The following is a 24947-nucleotide window of genomic DNA, read 5'->3' as shown; positions in this document are numbered from 1 at the left end:
AAAAAAAAACCCCGCTGGTTGCGGGGTTTGAGTATTTCTTTCAAGTAATAGCTCCCCGCTGAACTCTATGAAGAGACCAGTACCACCACGAGAACGATTAGTTGAAAGAAATTAGTCATTATTTTGCCTTTAAGTTGATTTCAAAGTTAGCCTACACAGTATTAGATATAAATTCCACCTTTCCACCTTTCAAATGTTGAAATATTACATTTCAATTTAAAATTCACCACCAATTAGATTTTTTATTTAGTAGCACTTATACGGGAACAAAGCGATAAAAATGCTAAACTTAAAACTCAATTGTACTGGGGTCTCTTAGATGAATATTTTTAAACTAAGCATATTGTCATCGGTCACGCTGCTATCAAGTGCTGCGTCAGCGCAGGTGCTCTACAAAGATCAGGTTATCTACTGGCAGGAGAAAAAGCTCGGCCGCACACTGAGTGAATACGAGCGGAAAATTGCAATTGAGCAATTCACCAAAACAAAGCCCATTGCCAGCCAAATAAAAACACCTTATGCAATTAAAAATGTGCACCTTGGCAATACTAAGTTGGGCAAACAATTTGCGGTAGGCACGGCGCAAACACTTAATGAAGCCAAAATCCTTGCTATTCTGGTCGATTTCCCGGATTTGCCTAACGACCAAAACCGACTAAACCCGGGTGATACGGATATGTACTACCCAAGCTACCCCGCGTCTCACTACCAATCATTATTGTATTCGGATAGTGGCTATAACGGACCGAACAGTGAATCGTTGCAATCCGCTACCCAGTTTTATCAAGCGGCCTCAGGGGGCAGCTTTAAGGTATCTGGCAATGCATTTGGCTGGGTAAGAGCCGCTCAAAATGCAGCCTACTATGGTGAACAAGAAGGCGATACCCGAGACTTACGACCGGAAGAGTTGGTATTCGAAGCTGTAAGCAAAGCTGTGACCCAATTTAATATCGACTTATCTGAGTACGATAAAACAGATTTGAATGACATAGATGGTGATGGCAACCGCCTTGAGCCTGACGGCATTATTGACCATGTCATGTTATTTCATTCAAGTATCGGTCAAGAAGCAGGTGGCGGCGTATTAGATACTGACGCAATTTGGTCACATCGCTTCTTCGTATTTGATGAAAACAACCAGCCAAAGACAATTCCAGATACCAATTACAAGGTTTATAACTACACTATTAATCCTATTGATGCTGCAATCGGTGTGGTTGTCCATGAGTTTGGTCATGACCTCGGATTACCGGACGAATACGACTTAAATTCCAATGACATAGGTGAACCTGTTGCGCTTTGGTCAGTCATGTCTTCAGGCAGTTACTTAGGTCAATTAAGTGGCTCGCAACCCACCCAGTTCTCCCCTAAAAGCCTTGAGTTTTTGCAACAAAATTACGCAGGTAATTGGTTAACCCAAACCGAGTACACGTTTGATGATTTGAGTACAGAACAAACGGTAACACTCACAGATATTGGGGCGAACAATGGTACTACGAATCAAATAAAGATAAATTTGCCTGCGGAACTAGAGGAATTTGTAACGCCACTTGATGGAAATTATCACTATTACTCCGGACAAGACGACAAACTCAATAACCAAGCAAGTTTTACCGTAAGCTTGCCTAACGCAAGCCAAATTTCATTATCCATGCTTGCAAATTATAGTATCGAGCTTAACTACGATATTTTCCAAGTGGCGGTAAATGGACAGCCAATTGCAGGCAATACCACAAAATCAAATCATCCAAATTATGCCAGTGTCACTAATTACATGGATGGCGAGTCGTCTGCTTTTGGGGCTAACCCAATTACGCTAGATTTTGATATCTCAGCGTACCGAGGACAAACTGTCACCGTAACATTCGTTTATCAAACTGACGATTTTGAAACACTTAAAGGGGTATTACTAGATAACATCGCAGTGACAGCGGATGGTACGCAAATTTATACCAATACCGCAGAGCCAACAAACGACTTAGTCTACAACGGTTTTCGTAAAATATCAGGTTACAGAGCTAAACCTAGTAACGCTTACTACGCGCATTTACGCTCATTTAGAGGGTTGGATGCGGGTTTGTCTTTGTCTGGTTATAATTCTGGTGTGTTGATGTGGTACAGCAACGATGGACAAAGCAATAATTCTACTTCGTTACACCCAGGTTCTGGCGATATGTTGGTAATTGACCAAGACCAAAACCCAATTTTCAAAGCCGACGGTACGACACCTGCAACGAGTATTATTCAGGTCAAAGATGCAACACTGCGTTTAGATACTCAAAAAGCAGGTCTTGGCGATCAACATCTCACGCCAATCAGTACGTTTGATGATACTCAGGATTACACTTTCTCCATCCAAAAAGAGTCAGGTGTTAGTTTGCCTGGTTTTGGTGTTCAACTTAGATTGAATACCATAGAAGAAGATGCAAGCAGTGCGCAAGTCGGTGTAATTTATCTCAGCGACCCTAAAATCACTCAAGTACAATCTCAGAACACCGTTAAGTTTAATGTCAAAGGTTTAGCATTAAACGAATCAGATAGTTTTTTGTGGAGCTTTGGTGATGGTCAAACAAGTAACGCGCTTTCACCTCTTCACAGCTATCAAGATATTGGCAACTATACGGTAATGTTCACACGAACCAAAGCTGACGGGAGCAGTTCAGCGTTAAGTTCAAATGTTAGCGTTGGCAACATCGAGCCAATCCCGCTTGCAGTCGGCGATATCAAAGCAGCCGCAGTAGGGCAAGGCTTTATCTTCAGTGCCGAAATTATCGGTGGCACAGCGCCTTATGAGCTTGAATGGAACTTTGGTGATGGGACAACAGCATCATCTAACTCAGTTGAACATATTTATGAGCTAAGCGGCACGTACACGGTAACACTTAATGTGAAAGACGCCGAAGGTGAAGCGGTAACTAAATCAACCTCAGTGACAGTCGTAGTACCACTAAGCATTGAAGCCACAGCGACCACATCTAACTTACAGGCAAGCTTTGTCGCAACTGCTGCTGGTGGTGATGGTAACTATCAAGCTAATTGGGATTTCGGTGATGGCACGCAAGGTTCTGGTTTAACTACAACGCACAGTTACACTCAAGCGGGCACATATAATGTCGTGTTAACGCTATCGGATGGTGCAGATCAAAGCGCGAAAGGCACTGTTGAGATCACAGTGACGGCACCAACAACAACGCCGACGGACTCTGGTGATAGCGGATCGTCTGGCGGCAGTATCGGATGGTTTGCGTTAATTGGTGGAGTACTAGTGGGATTAAGAAGAAGGTGGTGCTAACGCACCACCCAAGGATTAAATTGAGCGTTAAGAATTAAAGACGCTCAATTACCGCCTGTGTGAAATCGGTAGTGCCGTGGCTACCACCAAGGTCGCGCGTTGTACGGTCACCGCTCTTGATAACGTCAGCTACTGCACTGCGGATTTTTTCCGCTTTATCAGCTTCGCCTAAGTACTCAAGCATTTGAATTGAAGCTAGAATAACAGAAGTTGGGTTTGCAAGGTTTTTGCCTGCGATATCTGGTGCGCTACCGTGAACCGCTTCAAAGATGGCAGCATCAGTACCAATGTTTGCACCTGGCGCCATACCAAGACCACCAACAAGACCCGCACAAAGATCAGAAAGGATATCACCGAAAAGGTTTGTTGTGACGATCACATCAAACTCTTCAGGTGTCATTACAAGTTTCATACAAGTGGCATCAACGATCATTTCTGCTGATTCAATTTCAGGGTAACGCTCACCCACTTCACGAGCAACTTTAAGGAATAGACCTGAAGTTGATTTTAGGATGTTCGCTTTGTGAACCGCTGTTACTTTCTTACGACCTTCACGCTGTGCTAACTCATAAGCGAAAGTTACGATCTTTTCGGCACCTTCGCGAGTGATCTTTGACATTGCTTCCGCTTCGTTGCCATCTTCAGAAACAACTTGACCAAGACCCGAGTACATACCTTGCGTGTTTTCACGTACGGTAATGATATCAATGTCATCGTAACGTGCTTTAGTACCTTCAAATGACTTAACTGGACGAACGTTTGCGTAAAGGCCAAAATGCTTACGCAATGTCACGTTAATTGAAGTGAAACCTTCGCCAACAGGTGTAGTTAGTGGGCCCTTTAGCGTGATTTTGTTACGCTCAATTGCTTCTAGCGTTGCTGCTGGAAGTAATTCACCTGTTTTTTCTAAAGCAGCCAAACCTGCGTCTACGTACTCGTATTCATAGTCGCAACCTACGGCTTTTAAGATCTCGATTGCTGAATCGATGATGCTAGGGCCAATGCCGTCGCCACGGATAACTGTGATGGTTTGCTGTGCCATGTTTTTTCCTTTATCAAAAGTTGGAATACACCCGAGAAGAATTGCAGACTAAGTTTAGTAGAAATTAACAAAGGTGTACGTTCGCTTGTTTAAGCCGCGTTTTATAGCAATTAATTAGGTCTTATTCCAGTATGGAATGAAAAAATGACATACATATGATTTATGCTTGTTATTGATAGTATTTATAGAATAAATATCAGGCAATAGATGAGTAAAATCCGGCCTCTAGTAGCGCTACATCAAACTTTTGTGCGGTAACAAAACGACTTTCAGCTAATACGTCATCGACTAATTGTTTTTGCCATGCTGTTAACACAAAAGTGGGGGATATCACTTTAAGTGCAATCAGTTTAATAAAAATGAATAGTTTACACTGTGTGTTGGTCTGAGATTTTTTTAACGTTTCGCTATCTAGCATTGCCTTATGAAGAATGCTTTTTTCAAAGTACTGCTGATTAAAGTCTAAGTATTTATCTTTTGCTATTGCGCGGATCCCAAATAGGTTAGCAATTGATACTAGTTCTTCTGAATACTCACGAGAATGGAGTGCCGTGGCATGTTGGATCTCTACCCCTTGTTTAGTCACTAAAAATACAATAACCGCTGCAAATGGCGACAATAAACGCTCAAATTGTTCACCATAACTTTCACCAACATATAAGGCGATGATTTGACTAATTACGCCATATTTATGCACGATATCTTCTGTGAAAGGAAGCTTATGATTGGCTATGATCTGCTCAAGCAATACTCGCTGCGCCAGTAATCCAGCTGCATCAAGTCCTACCATGGCGAGAGAGTGCCTAACCGATGCGGCTTTTAGATTTTCACGGTTATACTGCTTTGCTGCGATCTGCAATGCACTTGACACCGAATCGAACTCGCAAATCAGCTTTTCAAGTGCACGAATACTTTGAAATTGACTGTGAGATAAGGCTTTTACTGTTTCTAGTAGATGTAAATGTTCAGAACCGAATGGAAGTGCTGCTGGTTCAGCAGCTCGGTCCCAGATATTGTAAAGTAGCTTTGCATCTGTTGTTGCAGTTAAACCACAGTGAAACTGGAATTTACGGTTGGCCTTCGCCAGCTTTTTGGTTTGCCCTTGTTCGACAACAGCAATTATTTTTTCACTATTGCTTTGTATCACCAAAAAGCCCACTTCGCCTTTAATCTCGCACAGCAACCCCGCAGGATGTTTAACAAATGCCCCTGCAATTGCACTCAGCACTTTTAATGCAAAAGCATAACTGAGCTTGCTATAAAGAAGCTTAATCGCTCTGTCTAAAGCCACGCAATTTTGCTTGTGTGTTGGCGTTATTAAGCTTGCTAATCGGTGAGCAATTGCAACAATCAAAGAAGCATGGTCATTAAAGCGCTGAGGGGTAGAAGCCACTAGCTTGCTGTCGTAGTTTGAAAGGCGAGATAAAATTCGCAAACATTGCAAGTTAGGTGTTTGCCCATCACTCAGTATTTGTACGGCCAATTGATGGCGAACTTTCCAAAGCTTATCTTGCTGTGCATCTAACTTTTTACCTGCTGCGAGTTGATCGCTTTCTCTCGCTACGCATAAATAGTCCGCAAAGCTTGCAAGCAATAGCTCTTCGGTTACCGCACGAGAAAACTTTAAGTGATGACAAGCCATACAAACCAACACATTTTGATTCATGACCAGATTAGTGTTGTAACCTAAGTTTTGTGAATACAGTCCAAGCTGCCCATGCATGCTACTAGGCGAGGACTCATAACAGTCCATATAAAGCTGTGCAAGTTTAACTAGGGTGGGGTAGATAGAAGACCACTTCTCTTTGTGATAATAAAGACGTAATACTTTGTGTGTACCTTGGGCTATCGCGAACAGCGTTTTACTAGTAACTATCCTTGCATCCATCTATCTTTACCAATTTTATTAAGTAAACGCTCTATTTTAAAACGGTAAAATAGCTTTGTTAGCAAGGCAAACACTTTGCTATTTAGTTGTTCTAAATGAGGCGTTGTTAACGAAGCTAATATGGTATTGTACCCTTCAAATTGGTTGGAAAATTAATCTAATTGGTATCACACTTTATCAAATGTGACCCGAGCACCAGGTCCCCAAAGCTTTAATATGCCATTTTCAAACAATAATCCGGTGCATTCATCTTCCGTAGTAATACCATCTGGTTTTACAAGCTGAGTACGATAAAACACAATTTGTACAATCGTATTGTCTTGTTTCTTCTTTACATACGTTAGATCCGGGCTACCCAAGGTATCTAACACAGTGTCTAACTCAGTCGGCTTTTCAAGGCTAAGATTACGAATGAAACGATTGTTAAACGCTTCTCGGTCCTGCCAAATCATCGCTTGCGGGTCATCTTTATAATAATTGATCACGAGAAACACCACAGTAACGTAAACCGCAAGGCCAAGAAATATGTACTGTAGTATTTTCCTAATCATCTAACTGCTCAATAAAGAATGGGTAAAACGGACCTTGTATCTGCAATAACTGAGATACGCTTGTATGCAATATATCAAAGTCATCTACATTCGCCTAGCGCTTAGCGACGATGTAATACATTGCTAATCAAAAGTCCCTTCAAACCACTCGTATATCCTTCAAACTAAAGCCAATTTCAATATCTCTTCTTAGTGTCACTAGCGCAAGGCTGGTAACATAGTCGCTTGCTCCGGCCTCTAATTTTGCTTTTACAGCAGGCTTTACGGTCTCATCTTTTAGCATACTTTCAAAGTCGTCATGCTTTGCCAGCAGCTCTTGCGCCGTCTTGACCCCAACCCCAGTCACACCTGGAATATCGTTCGTCTTGTCGCCACTTAGTGCCCAAAACATTTCGAGCTTGCTTTGGGTGACAGAAAATCGACTTTTGATATCTTCAATAGAAATTATCGACTTTTTGAAATAGTCGTACACAGAGATAGCATCATTTATCAGGGGTAAGAAGCCTTTATCAGTCGATACTATCGTGCAGTTAACGTTGGCAGCAGCGGCTTTACAGGCAAGCGTCGCTATCACATCGTCAGCTTCATCATGTTCCGGGTTAAATGATTTAACACCAACACTTGCAAACGCTTCTGAAAACCTATCGAGGTTCTGATTTAGGAATTCGGGCATTGGTTGACGGCTTATTTTATATTTTGGGTAGAAGTGATAACGCCAACTCTTATCACCATCAAAGACCGCAACGGCGTGTGTCGCTCCCGTTTTACGTAACAAGCTACGAGTAGCTTGCTCTACACGAAGACAAGAGGCCTTTATATGGGCCTCTTGTTCTTTATTACCTTTTGGTTCGTTAACAGCATAGATGCGCCTGATAAGGTTAAGCGCATCTATTAACAACAAATTATTCATTCACTCTAAGCTTTAATTTTATAACACGGTATATATTTACTTCCAGGTAGCTTCATTCGCCCCTGAGTCACAAATGCACCTAGCAGCTTATCCATATCGGCCATCAGTGATTTATCACCACTTAATTCATACGGACCATGTTGTTTAATTGCTGTAATACCTTCATCCTTCACGTTACCGGCAACAATACCAGAAAAAGCACGTCTTAAGTTAGCGGCCAGTAATTGTTTTGGTTGCTCAAGGTGTAGGTCTAAGCCCGACATATTTTCATGGGTTGGTGCAAATGGATGCTGAAAATCATTTTCAATCTTTAATGTCCAATTAAAGTAATAGGCATCACCTTCAGACTTACGATACTCGCGCACCGTTGCCATCGATTGTTTGAGCTTTTTGGCTACCAGCTCTGGATTGTCTACGATAATCTCAAACTTAGAAAGAGCTTCTTTCCCGAGTGTTTTTTCAACAAAGGCACTGAGTTCTTCAAAATATGCAGCCGACTCTTTAGGGCCTGTTAATATCACAGGTAAACATTGCTTTTCGTTTTCTGGATGTAACAAAATACCCAATAAATAAAGCAGCTCTTCAGCTGTTCCAGCGCCACCTGGGAAAATAATGATGCCATGCGCAATGCGTATAAACGCTTCTAAACGTTTTTCAATATCAGGCAAAATCACTAATTCATTAACAATAGGATTAGGCGGCTCAGCGGCAATAATACTGGGTTCGGTAAGGCCTAAATAACGGTTATTCGAGATCCGTTGCTTAGCATGACCAATTGTTGCTCCTTTCATCGGGCCTTTCATTGCGCCCGGCCCACAACCAGTACAAATGTTTAGGCCACGAAGCCCAAGTTGATAACCCACTTCCTTGGTGTATTTGTATTCAACTTCATTAATTGAATGACCACCCCAACAGACAATCATGTTAGGGTCTTTATTCACTTCAAGCGCATCAGCATTACGCAGCATGTCAAAAACCATATGGGTAATTTCTACCGGCGATTTGTTTTCACCGTGGTATTTTTGACAGATAAAAAGTATGTCGCGGATCACAGAGAATATATGCTCATGAATACCGGTGATTATTTGACCATCGACAAAAGCTGACTCGGGGGGATTGCTTAACGCAATTTTTATTCCTCGCTCGCGTGCGAGTAGCTGGATATCAAAATCTTCGTATTTATCGTAGATTTCAGAACTGGAATCGGTATGACTACCTACATTCAATACCGCCAATGCACAATTTCTAAAAAGCCTATATCTCTCACTTGTGGTTGACTGCTGAAGTAAATCGACTTCCAATCTAGATAATAAGTTAAGAACCCCAGTTGGGTTTAGCTCTACTTGCATAGGCTTACTCCTTGTTTGTAATGCGCAGCGAATTGGCATAACTAAGCAAAACGGGGGCGAGCATAATGTCTCGCCACTCAGCCTTTACCCAAGTTAACCCTATTTACTTAAAACACAATCTATCTCGCCCGCTATTTTTCGCTTCATAAAGCGCTGCATCAGCTCGGTCAAAGGCACCCAACGCAGTGTCCCCTTTGACAAACTGAGTAGCACCGAGAGAAATCGTAATTTCGACTTCTTTTTCTTTAAATTTGAATGGTATAGATTTAATGACTTGCCTTACTTTTTCAAGCGGTTTTTGAGCATGAGTGAGCGGCATACCTGGCATTAGCAAAACAAATTCCTCGCCGCCGTAGCGTGCGATAAAATCGCTTTTCCTAATAGACTTTTTAAGGGCTCGTGCGATCACTTGCAATGTTTTGTCGCCTGCACTATGACCATAACGGTCGTTGATAGATTTAAAGTGATCAACGTCGATAACAACCAGCGTTACATCTGAGTCGTTTATCTCAAATAGGTGCATTTCATGGGTTAGACGCTCATCGAAAGCAGCTCTATTTGGTAACTTAGTTAAGCTATCCAATAGGCTTTTGAACTTTTGTTCGCTGAGTCGCTTTTTATAATTTGAAACTTTAGACTCTAAGGTGTTAATACGATTATTAATTGCATCAAACGAGTCAAGCAGCGCCTCTCGTTCATGTTTTTCAAGCTTTTCACGCTCTATCAAATCAGCACTCAGGAGTTTCAACTCATTGTCGACCAAGGCTTTAAGCTCAGTTATTGAGCTAGCGTTTTGGGTTTGCTGATTTAAGTTTTGAATTTTTAATTCTATTTTATTGTTTAACGACTGAAGTTCTTTAGATGTTGATTTTGAACGCGCCGTAGTTTCAACAATAGAGCGATGTAGCTCTTCCAGTGTTTGATTCAGTGAAACCAAAAAACCTTGTGCGGATTGGCGCTCTTTGGCAATCGTTTGCGCAATAATTTTAATGATTTCTGTCGCTGCTGAATATAAATTATCTAAACTGTTGTTTTCCGCAACGCTTGCGCGGATCTCTTTAACCTTTTCTATTACTTCATCTTCGAAAATTAATTCGTTGATCAAAGCTTGAAGTTCAGCAGCTAGTTCTGGGTGATGGCTATGAGATGTTTCTTCTGTAATTTCTACTTTTGATTGTAAAACCGTATGGTAGATAGAAACCAAAGACTCTAACGCGGGGATATAAGCATTAGTAGAGTTGATATCTTCAAGTTCTACATCCAATAAATGACGCAACTTTCTGCGCGACTCATCTGGTAATCCCTTGAGCTTCTGCAGTAACTTTCCGCTTTGCTGAATTGCCGTTTGCAATGCTTTTTGATTATTTGAATTGGTCACTTCTTGTGACTTTAGCGGCTCGGAAATTCCGTCAATAAAAGGCACAAGCAGCTCAAAATCGACGCCTTTATTAAGTGCAATACGAAATTTAGCTAACTGATTATCAAGTGAAACATCTTGCCCTTTGCAGGCTAAAGATAACTTTGCAGCAAATTGAGTAAGGAGTTCTACTTGTTGTTTTCTTGCATCCTCAAGCGTTTTTCTAGCCTCTATGGCTTGCTTTAATTTCTGCTCGAGCATTACGGCATTGTCAGTCACAGATTTCCAATCATAAAATAATCTCTTAGTTACTAAGTCTACAACAAATTACGCCGTTATGCGCAGAAATTTAACACGGTAAAGTATCGGAGTTTGCTGTTTACTCATCGATATTACTTCGCGTGTAAGTCGCTGATTTGGTAAATTGATTTTATCTCGAATTACCGAAACAAAAATAATGAAGAAAAGTCTTATTGCCTTAGCATGTACAGCAACCTTTAGTGTTTATGCTGACGTCGACTACCATATTTCAATTACACAACCACAGCATCACCTTGCAGAAGTAGAAGTTAAGTTTCCAAAATCCTCACAATCAAGCATTGATGTGCAACTTCCAGATTGGCGTACAGGTCGCTACGAGATATTGGATTTAGCCAACGGCGTACGCTTTTTTGACGCAAAATCTCAAAGCGGGCAAGCACAAAAATGGGAAAAAATTGATAAAAACACATGGCGTGTACACCTTAGCGAGCCTACCGAGCTGACGGTTAAATATCAGATTTATGCCAATGAGTTAGGTCTTCGAGCCAGACACATAGATGACACCCACGCGTTTATTGATGCATCTGGCTTTTTGATGTTTAGTGAATCTTTCAGATCTGAGCCTGTTTCTGTTGAACTCAATGTACCTAAGGGCTGGCGTTCTGTCTCTGGTATGGACTTTGCCGATTCAAAACACAGCTTCAAAGCCGATAACTACGACATATTGTTAGATTCCCCTATTGAAACTGGTATTAATCAGCTACACAAATTTGAAGTAGATGGCCGCAAATATGAATTAGTTATTTGGGGCGAGGGCAACTATGACGTTGACCAAATGCTCGCTGATCTTAAAAAACTCGTTCAAACCGGCACGCTCATTTGGCACGATTATCCTTATGACCGTTATGTCTTTATGGTGCATGCAACCAGTGGTGCACGAGGGGCAACAGAGCACTTAAACTCGACGATTATTCAAAGACATAGAGACAGTTTTAAAGAAAGAGATGACTATATTGGTTTTATCTCTACAGCAGCACATGAATTCATCCACACGTGGAATGTCAAAAACTATCGCCCTGCGGGTATGGTTCCTTATAATTACGTCGCACCAAATTACACGGATTTGTTGTGGCTAGCTGAAGGCTCAACCAGCTACTTTGAGGATTATTTGCTGCTAAGTGCAGGGATCACCACCAATGACGAATACCTTAAAATGCTGACTAAGCGTGTTAATCGTCATTTGAAAACTCCTGGTCGTCATGTTCAGTCGGTTGCTGCAACGAGCTTTGATAAATGGATCAATCAAGGTGGCGATCATGGGATAAATTACAGCACCAATATCTATTCAGAAGGTGCGTTGGTGTCCATGGCACTTGATATCGATTTACTCGAAAAGTCAAACGGAAAAATTAGCTACCGTGACGTTCATAAAGCGCTTTACCAACAGCATAAACTGCCAAACAGCTTCACCAGTGAAGATGTTAAAAACATCCTAAAAGCGCTTACCGGTCAAGATTACAATACTTGGTGGAATGAATATGTTAATACACCAGCGAACATAGACTTTGACAAGTTATTCGACAAAGTAGGACTTGTTTATGATTATCCAGAGTCGGCTAAAATGATCGCTAGCTTAGATGGTATGGCAAGACAAAAGGGTGAATTACTGGAGCTGACCCATGTAGCTCGAGATGGGAATGCATGGCAAGCGGGGCTAACAGCAGGCGACCTTATCGTTGCATTTGATAAACACCATGTTCGTAAAGATTTAAAAGCGAGCTTAGAAAACTTCAAGCCTGGTCAAACAATCACGGTAGATTTTATCCGTCGTGATAAGTTGATGAATACGAAAATCAAGCTTGACCGCGACCATGATAAGCCTAAAAAGATAACATTTACACCTAACCCATCAAGCGAGCAAGCGTTAATTTATAAAGCGTGGATGGGGGTTTCTCACCCAAATGAAATAAAATAATGGCAATCAAAAAGGGCTGATGATTATCAGCCCTTTTATAGTCCACAACCCTAAGCTAAAAAGCAATTAGCTAAGCTTAGGGCCACTTAACTTACATAATGCGAGAAAAGAAGCGTGAACGGTTTTTAGAACGACTTCTACGCATAGAAGAACGGATCTGAGCGCGTGTGCCCGCAAGCCAGCTTTCACGATCGACCTTAGCATTATCACCACGTCTTGCTTCTTCAGTAGCTCTAAAGCCACAGAATTCACGGTATGCTTTTAAATCTAGCGACAGCTCTTGTAACACAAGTTCAATCATAATTGCATCATCGACATAGCCCAATACTGGGATATGATCTGGAACGATGTCTTCAGGCTCACTGAAGTAAGCAAGAGAAGCCATGATCTCACGCTTTTCATCTTCAGGCATTTGCCATTCTTCATCTAACACTGCGTCAATTAGCGTTTGTAACGAAATTAGACGAGTGCTTACAAATTCAGGAAGGTTGGATTTTTCCATTGTTGCCACTAAATCACGCGCTTTAGCAATGATTTCGGCATCACTTACATCGCCACTTTTTTCAATAGCAGCTTTCATCATTCCACGGAAGTGTTCAAGATCTGAATCAGAGAGTTCAAAGTTGATTTCTATAGACACGTCTGTGCTCCCTCAACGTTGTTATTATTAATGGTTTAAGCAAAAAGTTAAACTTATTGCAATAATCTTAGATACTAGCACATCTTTTTCAGAAGTCTTCCCATAAATTACACTTTTAACACGAATTTTTCTCTATTACGTACAAGTATAAAACCCATTGTTCAAAAGGCGTACAGCGGCTTTCGCACCATATAACTAGAAGTGTTGTTGATAGCGTTTGAGAACCAGCCCGCGATAAAACTTGTTTTTTATAAACTTATGTATCTGTAGCAATTGTTTGCGCCAAAAATACCGTTTTGCTCCTGTAACACTTGGAGCTCTATCTATGGTACTCGCAAACTTTTCACCATGGCTAACAGGACAAGGGCTCATTACAAAAACACTCAGATCTTTTTCCCAAAAATGTTGATAATCAATATCAATCGGTCTGCCGAAAGGAATTGATGTGGATAATATTTTCTTTGCCCCTTTGAGACTTACAAGCTGGGCAACGGTTCCGGCTGGTACCTTATTTTGCATAAATAACGATAGTGATTTATTTAGCGGAAAGCTTGCAATCGGAGTGCGCTTGTTCTTCTGAGACTGGAATAGCTTGATCATATCCCAATCAAATGGCAATGAAGCGATCAGTTGGTCAATCTGTGCTAAGTCGTCGTGTAGTTGGAAATCATCTTCAAAAATAAAAGCATAGGGCAGTTCTAACTCAACAATTTTGCTCAGTACTTTTATATGACTTAAATAACAACCTATCTCTCCTAATGTTAAAGGCCGGAAATATTGCTTAGCGTTTTTTAACTTACAATAACTCGTATCTAAAACGTCTGCGCTCAGCTCTGCACCTTTTACAGCGCTTATCCTTTCAAAGGGTAGAGAGTACTTATCAAACTGGAGAGTAGATTCCTTGAGTCTATCAGTACAAGAATCTAAATTGATGAGAAAAATATTCGGTTTGGTCACAATGAGTCTTAAATCCGCTAACTAATTACATTTTGAGTGTGCGACTTTTGTATGACAGTGAAATGACGAAACTCTGACATAGAGTAGGGTATTAACCCTACTCTATAAGAAAGTATTACCAGTCACTCGCAGCTGAGCAATAACTCACTGCAGTCTGACGGTCTTCCGTTCTGTTATCATGGCGACTTGACATGCCGATGATTGCACCATTACCACCTAATGTCCAAGGTTGGTCGTAGCCTGTGTATTGAGTTGTAATACATGATTCAGCGAATAGTGCAGCGCCTGTGCTCGAGGTTGCCATAGATGCGCAATTAAAGTTAAACAAACGGTCTTCTGTGCCATTATCGTGACGACTTGACATTCCGACAAAGAATTGACCATTAGGACAAACAAAGTTAAACGCTTGGTCGTATGAATTTACGTAACCGCTCCACTTTTTCGTTTTACGATAAATGCGACTGCCGCTATCCGTTGTAAATTTTGCACAGACTAAGCTAAAACGTCTGTCTTCTTGTTTATCTTGATGGTAGCTTGAAATTGATTTTATAAACATATTACTTGGACAAGTGTAAGTAAATGCTTGGTCAAAATCATTTAAATACCCCGTATTGAGTTCACTATAAACACGTAAGTTACCACCAGCTAGCGTTGAAAAATCACTGGCAATTTCTGTGCGCTCAGTTTTTGCTAACTTAGTCTCAGTAACGTCATAACCTGAAACATCGTTATTAGTTTCTATTAGCGCAATTATCTCATCTAGATTCTTAGCTTGAGAAGCGGGGATCTCATATACACTGCCATTTACTGTATACTCAAATGGCTTAGCTTGTTCATTAGCCGAAGCTGGGTTACAAAACATAGCAAGAGAGAGGGATAGAGCAGACAACTTTATCAATGTGTTCATCTTAATTCCTTTAAAAATAGTAGTTAATTTAGCGCTAACAACAAAAATAGCAGCTGAATTAAATGCTACTTTTTTTTAATAAACAAGTTTTTTATTAACACATCAAAACCAAAGAAATGCATAATAAGCATCAATTAAATATAGACTGTTGCAGATCCCAACTCCACTCAAAATATATACTGCTTATTTTTTCTAAATTTTTATCGCGTTACACCACAATTACTATTCAATATTTTCATATAAAAGACGCCACACGAAGCGACATTAGAATCGAGTAAAGCAACAATTAAAAATTTATTAACGCTTAAACAGACAAAGTGAAGTGGATTGCAAAGGAGGAATGCTAGGGGACAGGGTAGGAGAAGCACAACGCTTCTCCATATTTTACATCTTATTTTTCAGTCACATTAAACGTAACGATCCATGGCGTGACTTTGTCGAGGCCTTTGCCTAGTTCAATTGCAATTTTGCTAGTAGAGCTCGGTGACATAATTTCCGTACGCATTAGCTGGCCACTCTTTTGGCTATCACCAACCCAAGAGTGATCTAAACATTGCTTTGCGAGACTCTGCGCATAGTTATGGATTTTTACCGCGTTTTCATATTCCTTGAACTGCTCAGAACAGGTATATTTTGATTTTCCAGAAGCGCTTTCTATGATTTGGCATTTATTGCCAACTAGATGTGCCTTGGCCTGCCAAGAGTTGATTAACTTTGCGCCGACTTCAGCACCTTTAAGCGCAGAAAACCCATTGGGTGATGCACTTAGAAGTGCATTAAGTTTCTCGCAATTAGACATATCATCGAGCTTCTCTTGTTGCTCAGGGGTCAATGTTGAACATCCGGCAGCTGTCAACCCTGCCAGCATTAGACCAAGTAATCTTGTTTTCATAAACCGTTCCATACTGTTCGCAGTCGCACCATTAAAGTTAGACTAATATTTTGCCACTGCATAGTTGTAAGACTATGAGAAGTTTACCTTATTTATATGAACAGGGGTTGATCTAATTACAGATTTATCCCGATTATGGTAGGTTGGCTTGTTAATGCACGATGTCTGGAACAAGCCAACGAAAAGATAGGCGAAAGGATTACTTACCCAAAGGGCAAATTACTTATGCCTATCTTTGAGCGTACTGACCACCTCACTGAGCGTAAGCCCTTGTCGCTGTAATAAGACAATAAGATGATACAGTAAGTCTGCGGACTCATTGAGCAACTCTTCGTTGTCGTTTTTCATCGCCGCCAGCGCCACTTCAACCCCTTCTTCTCCCACTTTTTGACAACTACGACTTAAGTCTTTAGCAAATAAAGAGGCGGTATAACTGCTTTCAGGGGATGCATTTTTCCTCTGGGCAATCACTCGCTCAAGCTTACCTAAAAATGCAAGCTCTGGCATGGTGTCCGCAAAGCAGCTTTCGCTGCCAAGGTGACAAGTTGGACCTTGTGGCTTTGCATAAATCAGCAAGCTGTCTTTATCGCAATCAGTATGTACTTCCACCAAGGTTAAAATATTGTTTGAGGTTTCACCTTTGGTCCAAAGGCGTGATTTTGAACGCGAATAAAAAGTGACTAGCTGCTTTTCTAGCGTCGCCTCAAGAGCTTCTCTGTTCATAAAGCCTTGCATCAACACTACACCTGTTAATACATCTTGTACGATAGCGGGAATGAGTGCTGACTTATCAAAATCTACTTCTGCTATGTTTTGTTTATTAATTATCATTGTCGTGCCGCCACATCATTATTTATTAAGAACTGCTTGAGCTTTGGAATGTCAATCACACCTTTATGGAATACACTTGCAGCCAAAGCACCATCGACATTAGTTTGTTTAAATACATCAACAAAGTCTTGCATACTGCCTGCGCCGCCAGAGGCTATAAGTGGCACTTTACACAGCGCTCTAATCGCGCTCAGCTGCGCTATGTCATAGCCATTACGCACGCCATCTTGATTCATACAATTAAGTACAATCTCTCCAGCGCCAAGATCTTGAACTCGTTTGACCCATTCTTGCGTTTTGTATCGAGTACGACTTGCCGCATTCGGATCGCCAGTTAACTGGTATACTAAATATTCTTGAGTTTGCTTATCATAAAAGCTGTCTACGCCCACAACCACACATTGCTTGCCAAATTCGTCATGTAACTCTTTAATGAGTTCAGGCCTTGCAATGGCCGGGCTATTAATGGAGATCTTATCTGCGCCTTGCTCAAGCACTCGAGCCGCATCAGCCACCGATTTAATCCCACCAGCGACGCAAAATGGTATATCGATATGTCTGGCAATTTCAGCTACCCAATTGACATCGAGCAAACGCTTTTCGACGCTAGCACTTATCTCATAAAACACCAGTTCATCAGCACCTGCCTCACTATAACGCTGGGCGAGATCAAGAATATCACCGACGACTTCATGGCCTTGAAATTTAACACCTTTGACCACCTGACCGTCTTTTACGTCTAAACAAGGAATTATGCGTTTTGATAACATGCTAAAGCCTCCTCAACGCTAAATACACCTTCAAGTAGCGACTTGCCAAGTATCACTCCACCTACTTGTTGCTTTGCAAGCCGTGCAATATCGTCAAGAGAGCTCACGCCCCCTGATGCTTGTACTTTAATTGCACTGTTATGCTTAGTGATGTCTTCGTATAAGGAAAACGATGGACCTGTCATCGTGCCATCCTTACTGATATCCGTGCATAAAAAATCACTTACACCTTGCTCAACATAAAAATCTAATAGCTCGAATAGATCGCTTTTCGCATCATTTAGCCAGCCATGAGTGGCAGGGGACCAGCCACTTTCGGTTTTGTTCACATCAAGTGCTATCACAAATTTATCGGCGCCACATGCTTTAATCCACGCAGCAACTTCTTGCTGTTTATCGACCGCCATCGAGCCTATCACCACTTGGGCGGCTCCGGCATCTAGCCATTGCTTTACGTCGTCAATACTGCGAATACCACCGCCTACCTGAAAGGGAACAGATAAAGCCTTAGTCGCCGCTTGGATAGTGCGCCATTGCTTTTTGCTCGGGTCACGAGCGCCTTCTAAATCCACCAAATGTAGCTTGGCTGCGCCTGCGTTTTGGTATTCAAGTAAACGCTCGGCTAAATTAAATGGGTAAAACTGTGCGGTTTCGTACTTGCCTTGATACAAACGAACAATATTGGTCTCTAATACATCTAAAGCGGGAATAATCATTGTTCGTCCTTTTATAGCTGCCAATTAATAAAGTTTTGTAAAAGCTGCGCGCCAACCTTGCCGCTGCGCTCAGGGTGAAATTGCATGCCGGCATAATTGTCGTTTGCAACAATCGCAGAAAACGCTTGACCGTACTTACCCGAAACCAGTGTCGATTGATTGATGGTATGCGCAAAACTGTGCACAAAGTACACTTGATCTTGTTCACTAAGCCCTGTAGTGAGCGCATGGGGCTTCACCACACGAAGATTATTCCAGCCCATATGCGGTGCAGTTAACTCGTTAGTCTCTAATAACTCAACCTTTCCCGGAATGCGACCTAAGCACGGAATATCACCTTCTTCAGTCGACTCACAAAGCAGCTGCATTCCTAAACAAATCCCCATCAAAGGCCGTTGATAGTCAGCTATTGCCTCTGCCCAGCCTTGCTCATTTAAGCGCTTCATTGCCACATTAGCATGGCCGACGCCGGGTAAAATGGCTCGTTCAAAGCGGGCTAATTTCTCAGGTGCAGTGATCACTTCAGGCGTGACACCAAGGCGCTCAAATGCAAAACGCACTGAGTTAATATTGGCACAACCAGTATTAATAATTGCAATCATAAACACCCCTTAGAACTTGCCATTTGCTGTGACGCATCTGCTGCAATTGCCATACGAATAGCACGAGAAAATGCTTTGAATAAGCCCTCAACTTGGTGGTGGGCATTACCTTCGCTTACGCTCAAAATTAAACTCACTGCCGCATTATCCGCGAAGGATTTAAAGAAATGCTCAACCATTTGAACATCCAAGTTACCCACTTTATCTCGTGTAAAGTCAGCATTAAGTACAAAAGACGCGCGTCCAGATAAATCCAACTGACATTCTGCTTTACATTCGTCCATAGGCAACGCAAAGCCATAACGTGCGATTTGTGATTTTGTACCAAGCGCGGTCTTAAAGGCCTGACCAAGGGCAATCCCGATGTCTTCTACGAGGTGGTGCTCGTCTATATGTAAGTCACCTTTCGCCTGAATATTCAGGCCAAGATTAGCGTGAGTTCTAATCTGATCTAGCATGTGATCAAAAAAACCAAGCCCTGTTGAAATCTCTCCATTGGCTTGTTGGTCCAGATTTATCGCTACCGAAATCTGTGTTTCTTTGGTATTTCTAGCAATTTGTGCACTGCGATTTAAGGTGGTTAACTGCGTCACAATAGCAGGCCAGTTATCTTTATAGAGAATACCTTCAATGCAGAGGTTTTCTGCAAGCTGAATATCGGTTTGCCTATCGCCAATAACAAATGATTTGCTAAGATTCACTTTACCAGAACGCATCAGTTCTGTGAGTAATCCTGTTTTAGGTTTGCGACATTGGCAGTTGTCTTCGTCAAAGTGAGGACAGATCAGAACTTCCTCAAAACGGATCCCTTGGCTGGTGAGGATTTGCATCATTTTATCTTGAGGAGCATCAAAATCAGCTTGAGGGAAGCTATCCGTACCGAGACCATCTTGGTTAGATACCATCACTAACTTGTAACCAAACGACTGCAGTTGTAATAACGCTGGGATCACATTGGGTAATAGTGCCAATTTCTCTAGGCTATCCACTTGCTTATCGGTTATTGGCTCTTCGATAATAGTGCCATCGCGGTCGATGAATAAATAGGGGGCGCTCATAATACTTCCTCAGTGACTTGGCATTGTTTCAGCCAGTTTTCTACTTGTTTTAATTCCTGCTCGTTGCCGATAGAGATCCGCAGCCAGTTGTCCTCGCCAAACAGCACAAATGGCCGCATGATTAACCCTTGGCGCATCGCTTGAACCACAAACTGTTTGTCGGTTAGCTGTAAAGTAACAAAGTTGCCTTCGCCGCATAATATTGCGCTTACGAACTCGCTGTCTTGTAGCCATTGTATAAGCTTCTTTTTTGCTAGGTTCAAAATAGAGACTTGCCGGCGCATCTGCGTTATCGCATCTGACGTTAACGCTGTTGCTGCTATTTGTGCCACTACTGTAGAAACAGGGTAGGGCGCAATCACTTTTCTCACCGGTGCCAATAGCGCTTCACTCGCTAACATAAAGCCAACGCGAAGACCTGCCAGTGCAAACGCTTTAGATAGCGTACGCAGCACAACAACGTTTGAGAATTCTTTGATAAGCTCAACACAGGTTTTTTCTTCACAGAACTCAATATAAGCTTCATCTACGACCACGATTGCACGGCCTTTAAGCTTATCTGCAAGTGCAGCGACTTTGCTGGCAGGTTGTATTGCACCGGTTGGGTTATTTGGATTACAAACGAAGACAAGTTTAGCGTCGCCAATTGCAGCGGTTAGTGTATCCACATCGTCATTGGCAAGCTGCGTTTGGCTTAATTCATTAATAGCGATGTTGTGGGTGTCTGCCGTAACTTTGTACATACCATAGGTAGGGGTAAAGATTGCAATGCTATCTTTAGCCGGTTCACAATATGTGCGTATTAATAACTCAATGCCTTCATCGGCACCACGCGTCATCAGTACATTTGCTTGCTCGACCTTAGCGTAGCCTGCATAGGCATCAATTACCGCTTGTGGCTGCGGATCTGGATAACGGTTTAAGTTATCAAAGCGCATTTCAAGCACACGAGCGTATGGACTTTCATTGGCATTGAGCCACGTGGTGCCTGTTAGCTTTGCACTTTTCGCAGAACTGTAGGCCTTAAGCTTTTCAATGTTATTTGGTAGCGCAATATTAGTCATTATTATTCTCCAACCTCACTTTAACGGCGTTCGCGTGTGCATCTAGGCCCTCAGCTTGTGCCAAAGGTAAAATCGCTGTGCTTAACTTACTCAACCCTTCTTTTGTGATGGTTTGTACTGTGTAAGCCTTATAAAAATCCATCAGATTTAAACTTGAATAGGTTTTTGAATAACCATAGGTCGGCAATACATGGTTGGTGCCTGACGCATAGTCACCTGCTGATTCTGGCGTATAGTCACCAACAAATACTGAGCCCGCGTTTTTTACTAGCGGCAGGAAACGCTCTGCATCTCTTATCTGTAAGATAAGGTGTTCTGGCCCATACTCTGCTGAGATCTCAAAGGCTTGCTCTATGCTCTCAACTAAAATCAGCGTGCTGTTTTTAAGCGCATCTCTGGCAATATCAGCGCGACTAAGCTTGCTTAGTTGACGCTCGATTGCAGCTTCAGTTTCTTCGATTAGTTGACTGTCAGACGCCAATAATATGACTTGCGAGTCTTCCCCATGCTCCGCTTGAGAAAGTAGATCGGCGGCGATAAATTCTGGGTTAGCGCCCTTATCTGCAATCACTAACACCTCCGAAGGGCCTGCCGGCATATCAATCGCAAGTCCCGGCACTGACTGAGAAAGCAGCTGTTTTGCCATTGTGACAAAGCTATTGCCTGGACCAAAAATTTTGTTCACTTTTGGTACGCTGTTAGTACCTAGCGCCATGGCAGCAATTGCACCTGCACCACCACATTCAATCACATCGGTAACGCCACACAATTTAGCCGCATACAAAATCGCAGGATGTATTTGGCTATCGCCTTTAACCGGCGTTGCCAACACGATTGTTTTTGCACCACTTAGCTGCGCACACACGCCTTGCATCAATACAGAAGAAGGCAGTGGCGCGCTACCACCTGGCACATATAAACCCACGGCTTCTATCGCTTGATATCTGAGCTCACAGGTCACGCCTGGCTGAGTCTCAATTTTCTTGCTTTGTGGTAACTGCAACTGGTGAAACTTCTTAATGTTGCTATACGCTTGGTCAATAGCACTTTTAAGTTCAGCTGTTAACGCAAATTCGCTTTCAATAAGCTCTGATCCCGTTACCCGTATTCTTGGATTAATACGTGTGTCGAACTGCTCGGCATAACCAAGTAATGCGTTGTCGCCGTTGCGAGCGACGTTATCAATTATCTTTTCAACTGCTGCTTTTACCTTATCGCCCACTTTGACCGCTGGACGGCTCAAGCATTCGCTGCGTTGCTCGCTGGTGGCTTGCTGCCAATCAAACATGCTGTTACTCCATCATCTTTTCAATTGGCATGACGAGAATAGAGTTAGCACCGAGCGCCTTTAACTCTTCCATTGTCTCCCAAAATAAGGTTTCAGAGCTGACCATGTGAAGTGCAACATATTCATCGCTTCCAGCAAGTGCAAGTAAAGTTGGTTGACCTGTGCCTGGAAGTAATGCACATACTTCATCTAGCTTATTCTTTGGTGCATGCATCATGATGTACTTGCTTTCTTTTGCTTGTTTCACCCCTTTAAGGCGTGGCATTAGCTTATCGATAAGCGCAAGCTTACTTTGGTCAGTCAATGCTGCATTTTGAATGAGGCAAGCGTTAGATTCTAAGATGGTATCGCCTTGCATAAGGCCATTAGCCTCAAGCGTTGCACCGGTTGATACTAAGTCACAAATCGCGTCAGCAAGGCCTGCTCGAGGTGCTACTTCTACCGAGCCCGTTAACATGACCACGCTAGCATCGATGTTCTCACGTTTTAGATATTGCTTTAAAATCTCAGGGTAGGTGGTTGCGATGCGTTTGCCGTTAAACCACGCTTTTTCCTGTTGACCTAGCTCTTGTGGCCACGCCAGCGCTAGGCGGCAAAAACCAAAGTCCAGTTTTGAAAGCTTAGTGACTTCAGCGAACTGCTCGTTGCGAACACGCTCAGCTTGAACTTCTTCTAACACGTTTTCGCCAACAATGCCTAAATCACAAACGCCGTCCATTACAAGGCCTGGAATATCGTCATCACGCACTCTAAGTACGTCAATAGGCATGTTAGTGGAGTGGGCGATTAAACGCTGTTCACGTAGATTTAGTTTTACACCAAGTTGTTTGAGTAGGGCTTGGCAATCCTTTGAAAGACGGCCTGATTTTTGGATTGCGATTCTTAAACGGTTGCTGTTGCTCATTATTTATTTCCTAATTCTTTAAACGAAAAACCCCGAGGCGGAACCTCGGGGCGAAATAAACTTTGACTATACTTTTTGCTTCGCCGGAGGTTCCTTTAAGGAATAACCCACCAGCGAAATAACTGACAGGTTATCCCGTATGATGATGGTGATGATGAATTGCTGTCAGTGTCATTAGCATGATGTTACCTTTGTAATATATCTGCTGTTCAAAAAGTTCATTTATAGATAAACATAATTTTGTTCTACTTGGCAATCATTTTTTAACGCAAATTAAAGAATAGCTTATAACAGCCGATAATAAGTAAGACCAACAGTAGGTTAGTGGGGGAACAGATGGATGCATTCAAACCTTTTTTAGGCCCAATCGTACGGCTAGATGTAACTCATAAGTCTGCATTTCATGTAGCTGGTGTGCAGCACTATAAGATTGAAAAAGTTAAGAAAGATCTAAAAACCGAGATCGAACTTAAACACCAAGCTGCTGAGCATGAAAAAATTAAAGAAAGCGAAGATGAAGAGGATGAGGAGGAAAAATCTCATGAAGAACATAAGGGTGAGAATCTAGATACATGGGCGTAGATTTGTTTTGCATAAAATAACCTGTTGAACATCTTTCAATACCAGGGTTTATCTATTCCCCAACATATCCCACCCGCTTTTTCGAACCCAGCTTATGTATCGTCTAGTCCAGCGAGAGCCCGGTGAATATATCGCTCTATTGAACGCTCTTTGGTGAGATTCAATGCCTGAAGGTAGGCACTTCTAGCCTTTTCGCTTTGTTTGAGCTCCCGGTACAAATCAGCCTGAAGCATTAAATACTCTATATGCTGCTCATCCTGTACTCGCTCTTTTTCCAATAAGTGTTCCATAGCATCAACAGCCCTACGCTTATCACCGTGTTGCTGAAGCGCTAAATAAGCCGATGAAATACAAGCATCTCTCCACGTTGGTAGTTGGCTTAATGCGATTTGCTCAATCAGGCACCCGTTAGTGAATAAACTCTGCGCTGCGTCTTTCGCTGAAAAAGTCCACAATAAGTTAGCAGCTCGATGGATCAAAATGATATCTTGTGCATAATGTTGACCCACAGAAGCTACCGTTTTTAGGGCTAACTCTTCATTTTGTGTGTTTTGTAAGTAATCCATCAAAGCCAAGTTATAGTAACGGTCATCCATTGCTTTTAGCCTATCAACTATCGCTTTTGATGCTTTTTTTTCAGAATCCCAAAAGCCACTTTCTATAGCTAATGCTTTCGCTGCAGATACTAAGTACTCAGGATTATTTGGCGCCAATTCTGCGGCTCTTATAAAGTGCTTGTTAGACTTTTCAACTAAGCTAAGTTTATTAAAAAGGTTTGACTGCTGTTTAATTTGATACCATAAATTACCCGCAGTAAAATGCACCTTTGCATTGTCTATATGGCGCTTAATTAAGATGTTTAACAGTGTTTCTTTATTATCATCATTTTGCGCAACCGCAACTGACACGGCCATTATTTCAGCATCAAGCTCTTTATCGTTTAGCGTGTTAAGCATTTTAGTGACTTGCTGATACTGACGATGATAAAAAGCAGACTCCAGCATTGTTATTTGAGAATTAGGTTGCTGTGCATATGTTAAAGCACAATACAAAATAATAACCGTGCAAGAGGTATATATAAGCGACTTAATAAACATGTTGTGTCCTTTTT

At 42.0% G+C, this 24947-nt stretch carries 22 protein-coding genes; 3 read left to right on the top strand and 19 right to left on the bottom strand.

All coding sequences use genetic code 11. From position 1 onward, the window contains the following. The first annotated feature begins 319 nt into the window (after window positions 1–319). Window positions 320–3292 carry an immune inhibitor A domain-containing protein gene (locus CTT31_RS21100; protein ID WP_260492458.1) on the top strand — a complete coding sequence of 991 codons (2973 nt, stop codon included), beginning with the start codon at window positions 320–322 and terminating at the stop codon, window positions 3290–3292. Between the two features lie 34 nt (window positions 3293–3326). Here CTT31_RS21100 and CTT31_RS21095 read toward each other — a convergent pair whose 3' ends face one another. From CTT31_RS21095 to CTT31_RS21070, 6 genes are all read right to left on the bottom strand, one after another. Beyond that, window positions 3327–4334 (bottom strand): isocitrate dehydrogenase, encoded by a 1008-nt coding sequence (locus CTT31_RS21095; RefSeq protein ID WP_010377116.1) that lies wholly within the window; start codon window positions 4332–4334, stop codon window positions 3327–3329. 196 nt (window positions 4335–4530) lie between these two features. Beyond that, entirely contained in the window at window positions 4531–6222 is a 1692-nt protein-coding gene (locus tag CTT31_RS21090) for a hypothetical protein (protein ID WP_039495288.1), read from the bottom strand. A 167-nt stretch (window positions 6223–6389) separates the two neighbouring features. After that, entirely contained in the window at window positions 6390–6773 is a 384-nt protein-coding gene (locus CTT31_RS21085) for a DUF3192 domain-containing protein (protein WP_010377120.1), read from the bottom strand. A 139-nt stretch (window positions 6774–6912) separates the two neighbouring features. Beyond that, a complete protein-coding gene (gene xni, locus CTT31_RS21080; protein ID WP_260492457.1) occupies window positions 6913–7683 on the bottom strand; it encodes a flap endonuclease Xni in 771 nt (256 codons plus the stop codon). Between the two features lie 5 nt (window positions 7684–7688). Next, the gene (gene ppnN, locus CTT31_RS21075; RefSeq protein ID WP_211856988.1) at window positions 7689–9032 is read right to left on the bottom strand and encodes a nucleotide 5'-monophosphate nucleosidase PpnN; all 1344 of its coding nucleotides are present in this window, start codon (window positions 9030–9032) and stop codon (window positions 7689–7691) included. A gap of 103 nt (window positions 9033–9135) precedes the next feature. Then, window positions 9136–10668, bottom strand: a complete 1533-nt coding sequence (locus CTT31_RS21070) for a diguanylate cyclase (protein WP_260492456.1) — start codon at window positions 10666–10668, stop codon at window positions 9136–9138. Window positions 10669–10846: 178 nt separating this feature from the next. On the opposite strand from CTT31_RS21070, the gene CTT31_RS21065 reads away from it, so the two are divergent. Beyond that, entirely contained in the window at window positions 10847–12625 is a 1779-nt protein-coding gene (locus tag CTT31_RS21065; protein WP_260492455.1) for a M61 family metallopeptidase, read from the top strand. 91 nt (window positions 12626–12716) lie between these two features. On the opposite strand, the gene CTT31_RS21060 is transcribed toward CTT31_RS21065, so the two are convergent. The 12 genes from CTT31_RS21060 to hisG form a co-directional block, all read right to left on the bottom strand. Then, window positions 12717–13265 (bottom strand): YkvA family protein, encoded by a 549-nt coding sequence (locus CTT31_RS21060; protein WP_211856991.1) that lies wholly within the window; start codon window positions 13263–13265, stop codon window positions 12717–12719. 195 nt (window positions 13266–13460) lie between these two features. Further along, on the bottom strand, window positions 13461–14222 hold the full coding sequence (locus tag CTT31_RS21055; protein WP_260492454.1) for a glycosyltransferase family 25 protein: 762 nt from the start codon (window positions 14220–14222) through the stop codon (window positions 13461–13463). A 115-nt stretch (window positions 14223–14337) separates the two neighbouring features. After that, entirely contained in the window at window positions 14338–15129 is a 792-nt protein-coding gene (locus CTT31_RS21050; RefSeq protein WP_260492453.1) for a dermatopontin-like protein, read from the bottom strand. Between the two features lie 391 nt (window positions 15130–15520). Next, a complete protein-coding gene (locus tag CTT31_RS21045; RefSeq protein ID WP_039495275.1) occupies window positions 15521–16021 on the bottom strand; it encodes a hypothetical protein in 501 nt (166 codons plus the stop codon). Between the two features lie 219 nt (window positions 16022–16240). Beyond that, window positions 16241–16852, bottom strand: a complete 612-nt coding sequence (gene hisIE, locus CTT31_RS21040; RefSeq protein ID WP_260492452.1) for a bifunctional phosphoribosyl-AMP cyclohydrolase/phosphoribosyl-ATP diphosphatase HisIE — start codon at window positions 16850–16852, stop codon at window positions 16241–16243. Beyond that, entirely contained in the window at window positions 16849–17622 is a 774-nt protein-coding gene (gene hisF / locus CTT31_RS21035) for an imidazole glycerol phosphate synthase subunit HisF (protein WP_010377140.1), read from the bottom strand. Before hisF ends, hisIE begins: the two co-directional genes overlap by 4 nt. Beyond that, window positions 17604–18338: a 1-(5-phosphoribosyl)-5-[(5-phosphoribosylamino)methylideneamino] imidazole-4-carboxamide isomerase gene (locus CTT31_RS21030; protein WP_260492451.1), complete on the bottom strand. Its 735-nt coding sequence runs from the start codon at window positions 18336–18338 to the stop codon at window positions 17604–17606. Before CTT31_RS21030 ends, hisF begins: the two co-directional genes overlap by 19 nt. Window positions 18339–18349: 11 nt before the next feature. Further along, on the bottom strand, window positions 18350–18940 hold the full coding sequence (gene hisH, locus CTT31_RS21025; protein WP_260492450.1) for an imidazole glycerol phosphate synthase subunit HisH: 591 nt from the start codon (window positions 18938–18940) through the stop codon (window positions 18350–18352). Further along, a complete protein-coding gene (gene hisB / locus CTT31_RS21020) occupies window positions 18937–19998 on the bottom strand; it encodes a bifunctional histidinol-phosphatase/imidazoleglycerol-phosphate dehydratase HisB (RefSeq protein WP_260492449.1) in 1062 nt (353 codons plus the stop codon). The genes hisH and hisB overlap by 4 nt, the downstream gene beginning before the upstream one ends. Continuing rightward, window positions 19995–21062 (bottom strand): histidinol-phosphate transaminase, encoded by a 1068-nt coding sequence (hisC, locus tag CTT31_RS21015; RefSeq protein ID WP_260492448.1) that lies wholly within the window; start codon window positions 21060–21062, stop codon window positions 19995–19997. The genes hisB and hisC overlap by 4 nt, the downstream gene beginning before the upstream one ends. Then, complete coding sequence (gene hisD, locus CTT31_RS21010) at window positions 21055–22350, bottom strand: histidinol dehydrogenase (protein ID WP_260492447.1); 1296 nt, start codon at window positions 22348–22350, stop codon at window positions 21055–21057. Before hisD ends, hisC begins: the two co-directional genes overlap by 8 nt. Before the next feature lie 4 nt (window positions 22351–22354). Then, a complete protein-coding gene (gene hisG, locus CTT31_RS21005) occupies window positions 22355–23254 on the bottom strand; it encodes an ATP phosphoribosyltransferase (protein ID WP_039495263.1) in 900 nt (299 codons plus the stop codon). Between the two features lie 336 nt (window positions 23255–23590). Between hisG and CTT31_RS21000 the strand changes: the two genes are divergently transcribed. Beyond that, window positions 23591–23836 (top strand): hypothetical protein, encoded by a 246-nt coding sequence (locus CTT31_RS21000; protein ID WP_211856999.1) that lies wholly within the window; start codon window positions 23591–23593, stop codon window positions 23834–23836. 92 nt (window positions 23837–23928) lie between these two features. On the opposite strand, the gene CTT31_RS20995 is transcribed toward CTT31_RS21000, so the two are convergent. Beyond that, window positions 23929–24933, bottom strand: coding sequence for a tetratricopeptide repeat protein (locus CTT31_RS20995; protein ID WP_260492446.1), 1005 nt, complete (start codon window positions 24931–24933; stop codon window positions 23929–23931). Window positions 24934–24947: the final 14 nt, after the last annotated feature.

Origin of the sequence: Pseudoalteromonas maricaloris (genome assembly GCF_024746855.1) — a bacterium.
Lineage (GTDB): Bacteria > Pseudomonadota > Gammaproteobacteria > Enterobacterales > Alteromonadaceae > Pseudoalteromonas > Pseudoalteromonas maricaloris.
The sequence above is the reverse complement of the archived record's forward strand: the minus strand, read 5'-3'. Positions and strand labels throughout refer to the sequence as shown.

What these genes read in the sequence shown, in the direction of transcription:
- CTT31_RS21100 (WP_260492458.1), top strand. Translation starts at nt 320, where the DNA reads ATGAATATTTTTAAACTAAGCATATTGTCATCGGTCACGCTGCTATCA.
- CTT31_RS21095 (WP_010377116.1), bottom strand. Translation starts at nt 4,334, where the DNA reads ATGGCACAGCAAACCATCACAGTTATCCGTGGCGACGGCATTGGCCCT.
- CTT31_RS21090 (WP_039495288.1), bottom strand. Translation starts at nt 6,222, where the DNA reads ATGGATGCAAGGATAGTTACTAGTAAAACGCTGTTCGCGATAGCCCAA.
- CTT31_RS21085 (WP_010377120.1), bottom strand. Translation starts at nt 6,773, where the DNA reads ATGATTAGGAAAATACTACAGTACATATTTCTTGGCCTTGCGGTTTAC.
- xni (WP_260492457.1), bottom strand. Translation starts at nt 7,683, where the DNA reads ATGAATAATTTGTTGTTAATAGATGCGCTTAACCTTATCAGGCGCATC.
- ppnN (WP_211856988.1), bottom strand. Translation starts at nt 9,032, where the DNA reads ATGCAAGTAGAGCTAAACCCAACTGGGGTTCTTAACTTATTATCTAGA.
- CTT31_RS21065 (WP_260492455.1), top strand. Translation starts at nt 10,847, where the DNA reads ATGAAGAAAAGTCTTATTGCCTTAGCATGTACAGCAACCTTTAGTGTT.
- CTT31_RS21050 (WP_260492453.1), bottom strand. Translation starts at nt 15,129, where the DNA reads ATGAACACATTGATAAAGTTGTCTGCTCTATCCCTCTCTCTTGCTATG.
- CTT31_RS21045 (WP_039495275.1), bottom strand. Translation starts at nt 16,021, where the DNA reads ATGAAAACAAGATTACTTGGTCTAATGCTGGCAGGGTTGACAGCTGCC.
- hisIE (WP_260492452.1), bottom strand. Translation starts at nt 16,852, where the DNA reads ATGATAATTAATAAACAAAACATAGCAGAAGTAGATTTTGATAAGTCA.
- hisF (WP_010377140.1), bottom strand. Translation starts at nt 17,622, where the DNA reads ATGTTATCAAAACGCATAATTCCTTGTTTAGACGTAAAAGACGGTCAG.
- CTT31_RS21030 (WP_260492451.1), bottom strand. Translation starts at nt 18,338, where the DNA reads ATGATTATTCCCGCTTTAGATGTATTAGAGACCAATATTGTTCGTTTG.
- hisH (WP_260492450.1), bottom strand. Translation starts at nt 18,940, where the DNA reads ATGATTGCAATTATTAATACTGGTTGTGCCAATATTAACTCAGTGCGT.
- hisB (WP_260492449.1), bottom strand. Translation starts at nt 19,998, where the DNA reads ATGAGCGCCCCCTATTTATTCATCGACCGCGATGGCACTATTATCGAA.
- hisC (WP_260492448.1), bottom strand. Translation starts at nt 21,062, where the DNA reads ATGACTAATATTGCGCTACCAAATAACATTGAAAAGCTTAAGGCCTAC.
- hisD (WP_260492447.1), bottom strand. Translation starts at nt 22,350, where the DNA reads ATGTTTGATTGGCAGCAAGCCACCAGCGAGCAACGCAGCGAATGCTTG.
- hisG (WP_039495263.1), bottom strand. Translation starts at nt 23,254, where the DNA reads ATGAGCAACAGCAACCGTTTAAGAATCGCAATCCAAAAATCAGGCCGT.
- CTT31_RS21000 (WP_211856999.1), top strand. Translation starts at nt 23,591, where the DNA reads ATGGATGCATTCAAACCTTTTTTAGGCCCAATCGTACGGCTAGATGTA.
- CTT31_RS20995 (WP_260492446.1), bottom strand. Translation starts at nt 24,933, where the DNA reads ATGTTTATTAAGTCGCTTATATATACCTCTTGCACGGTTATTATTTTG.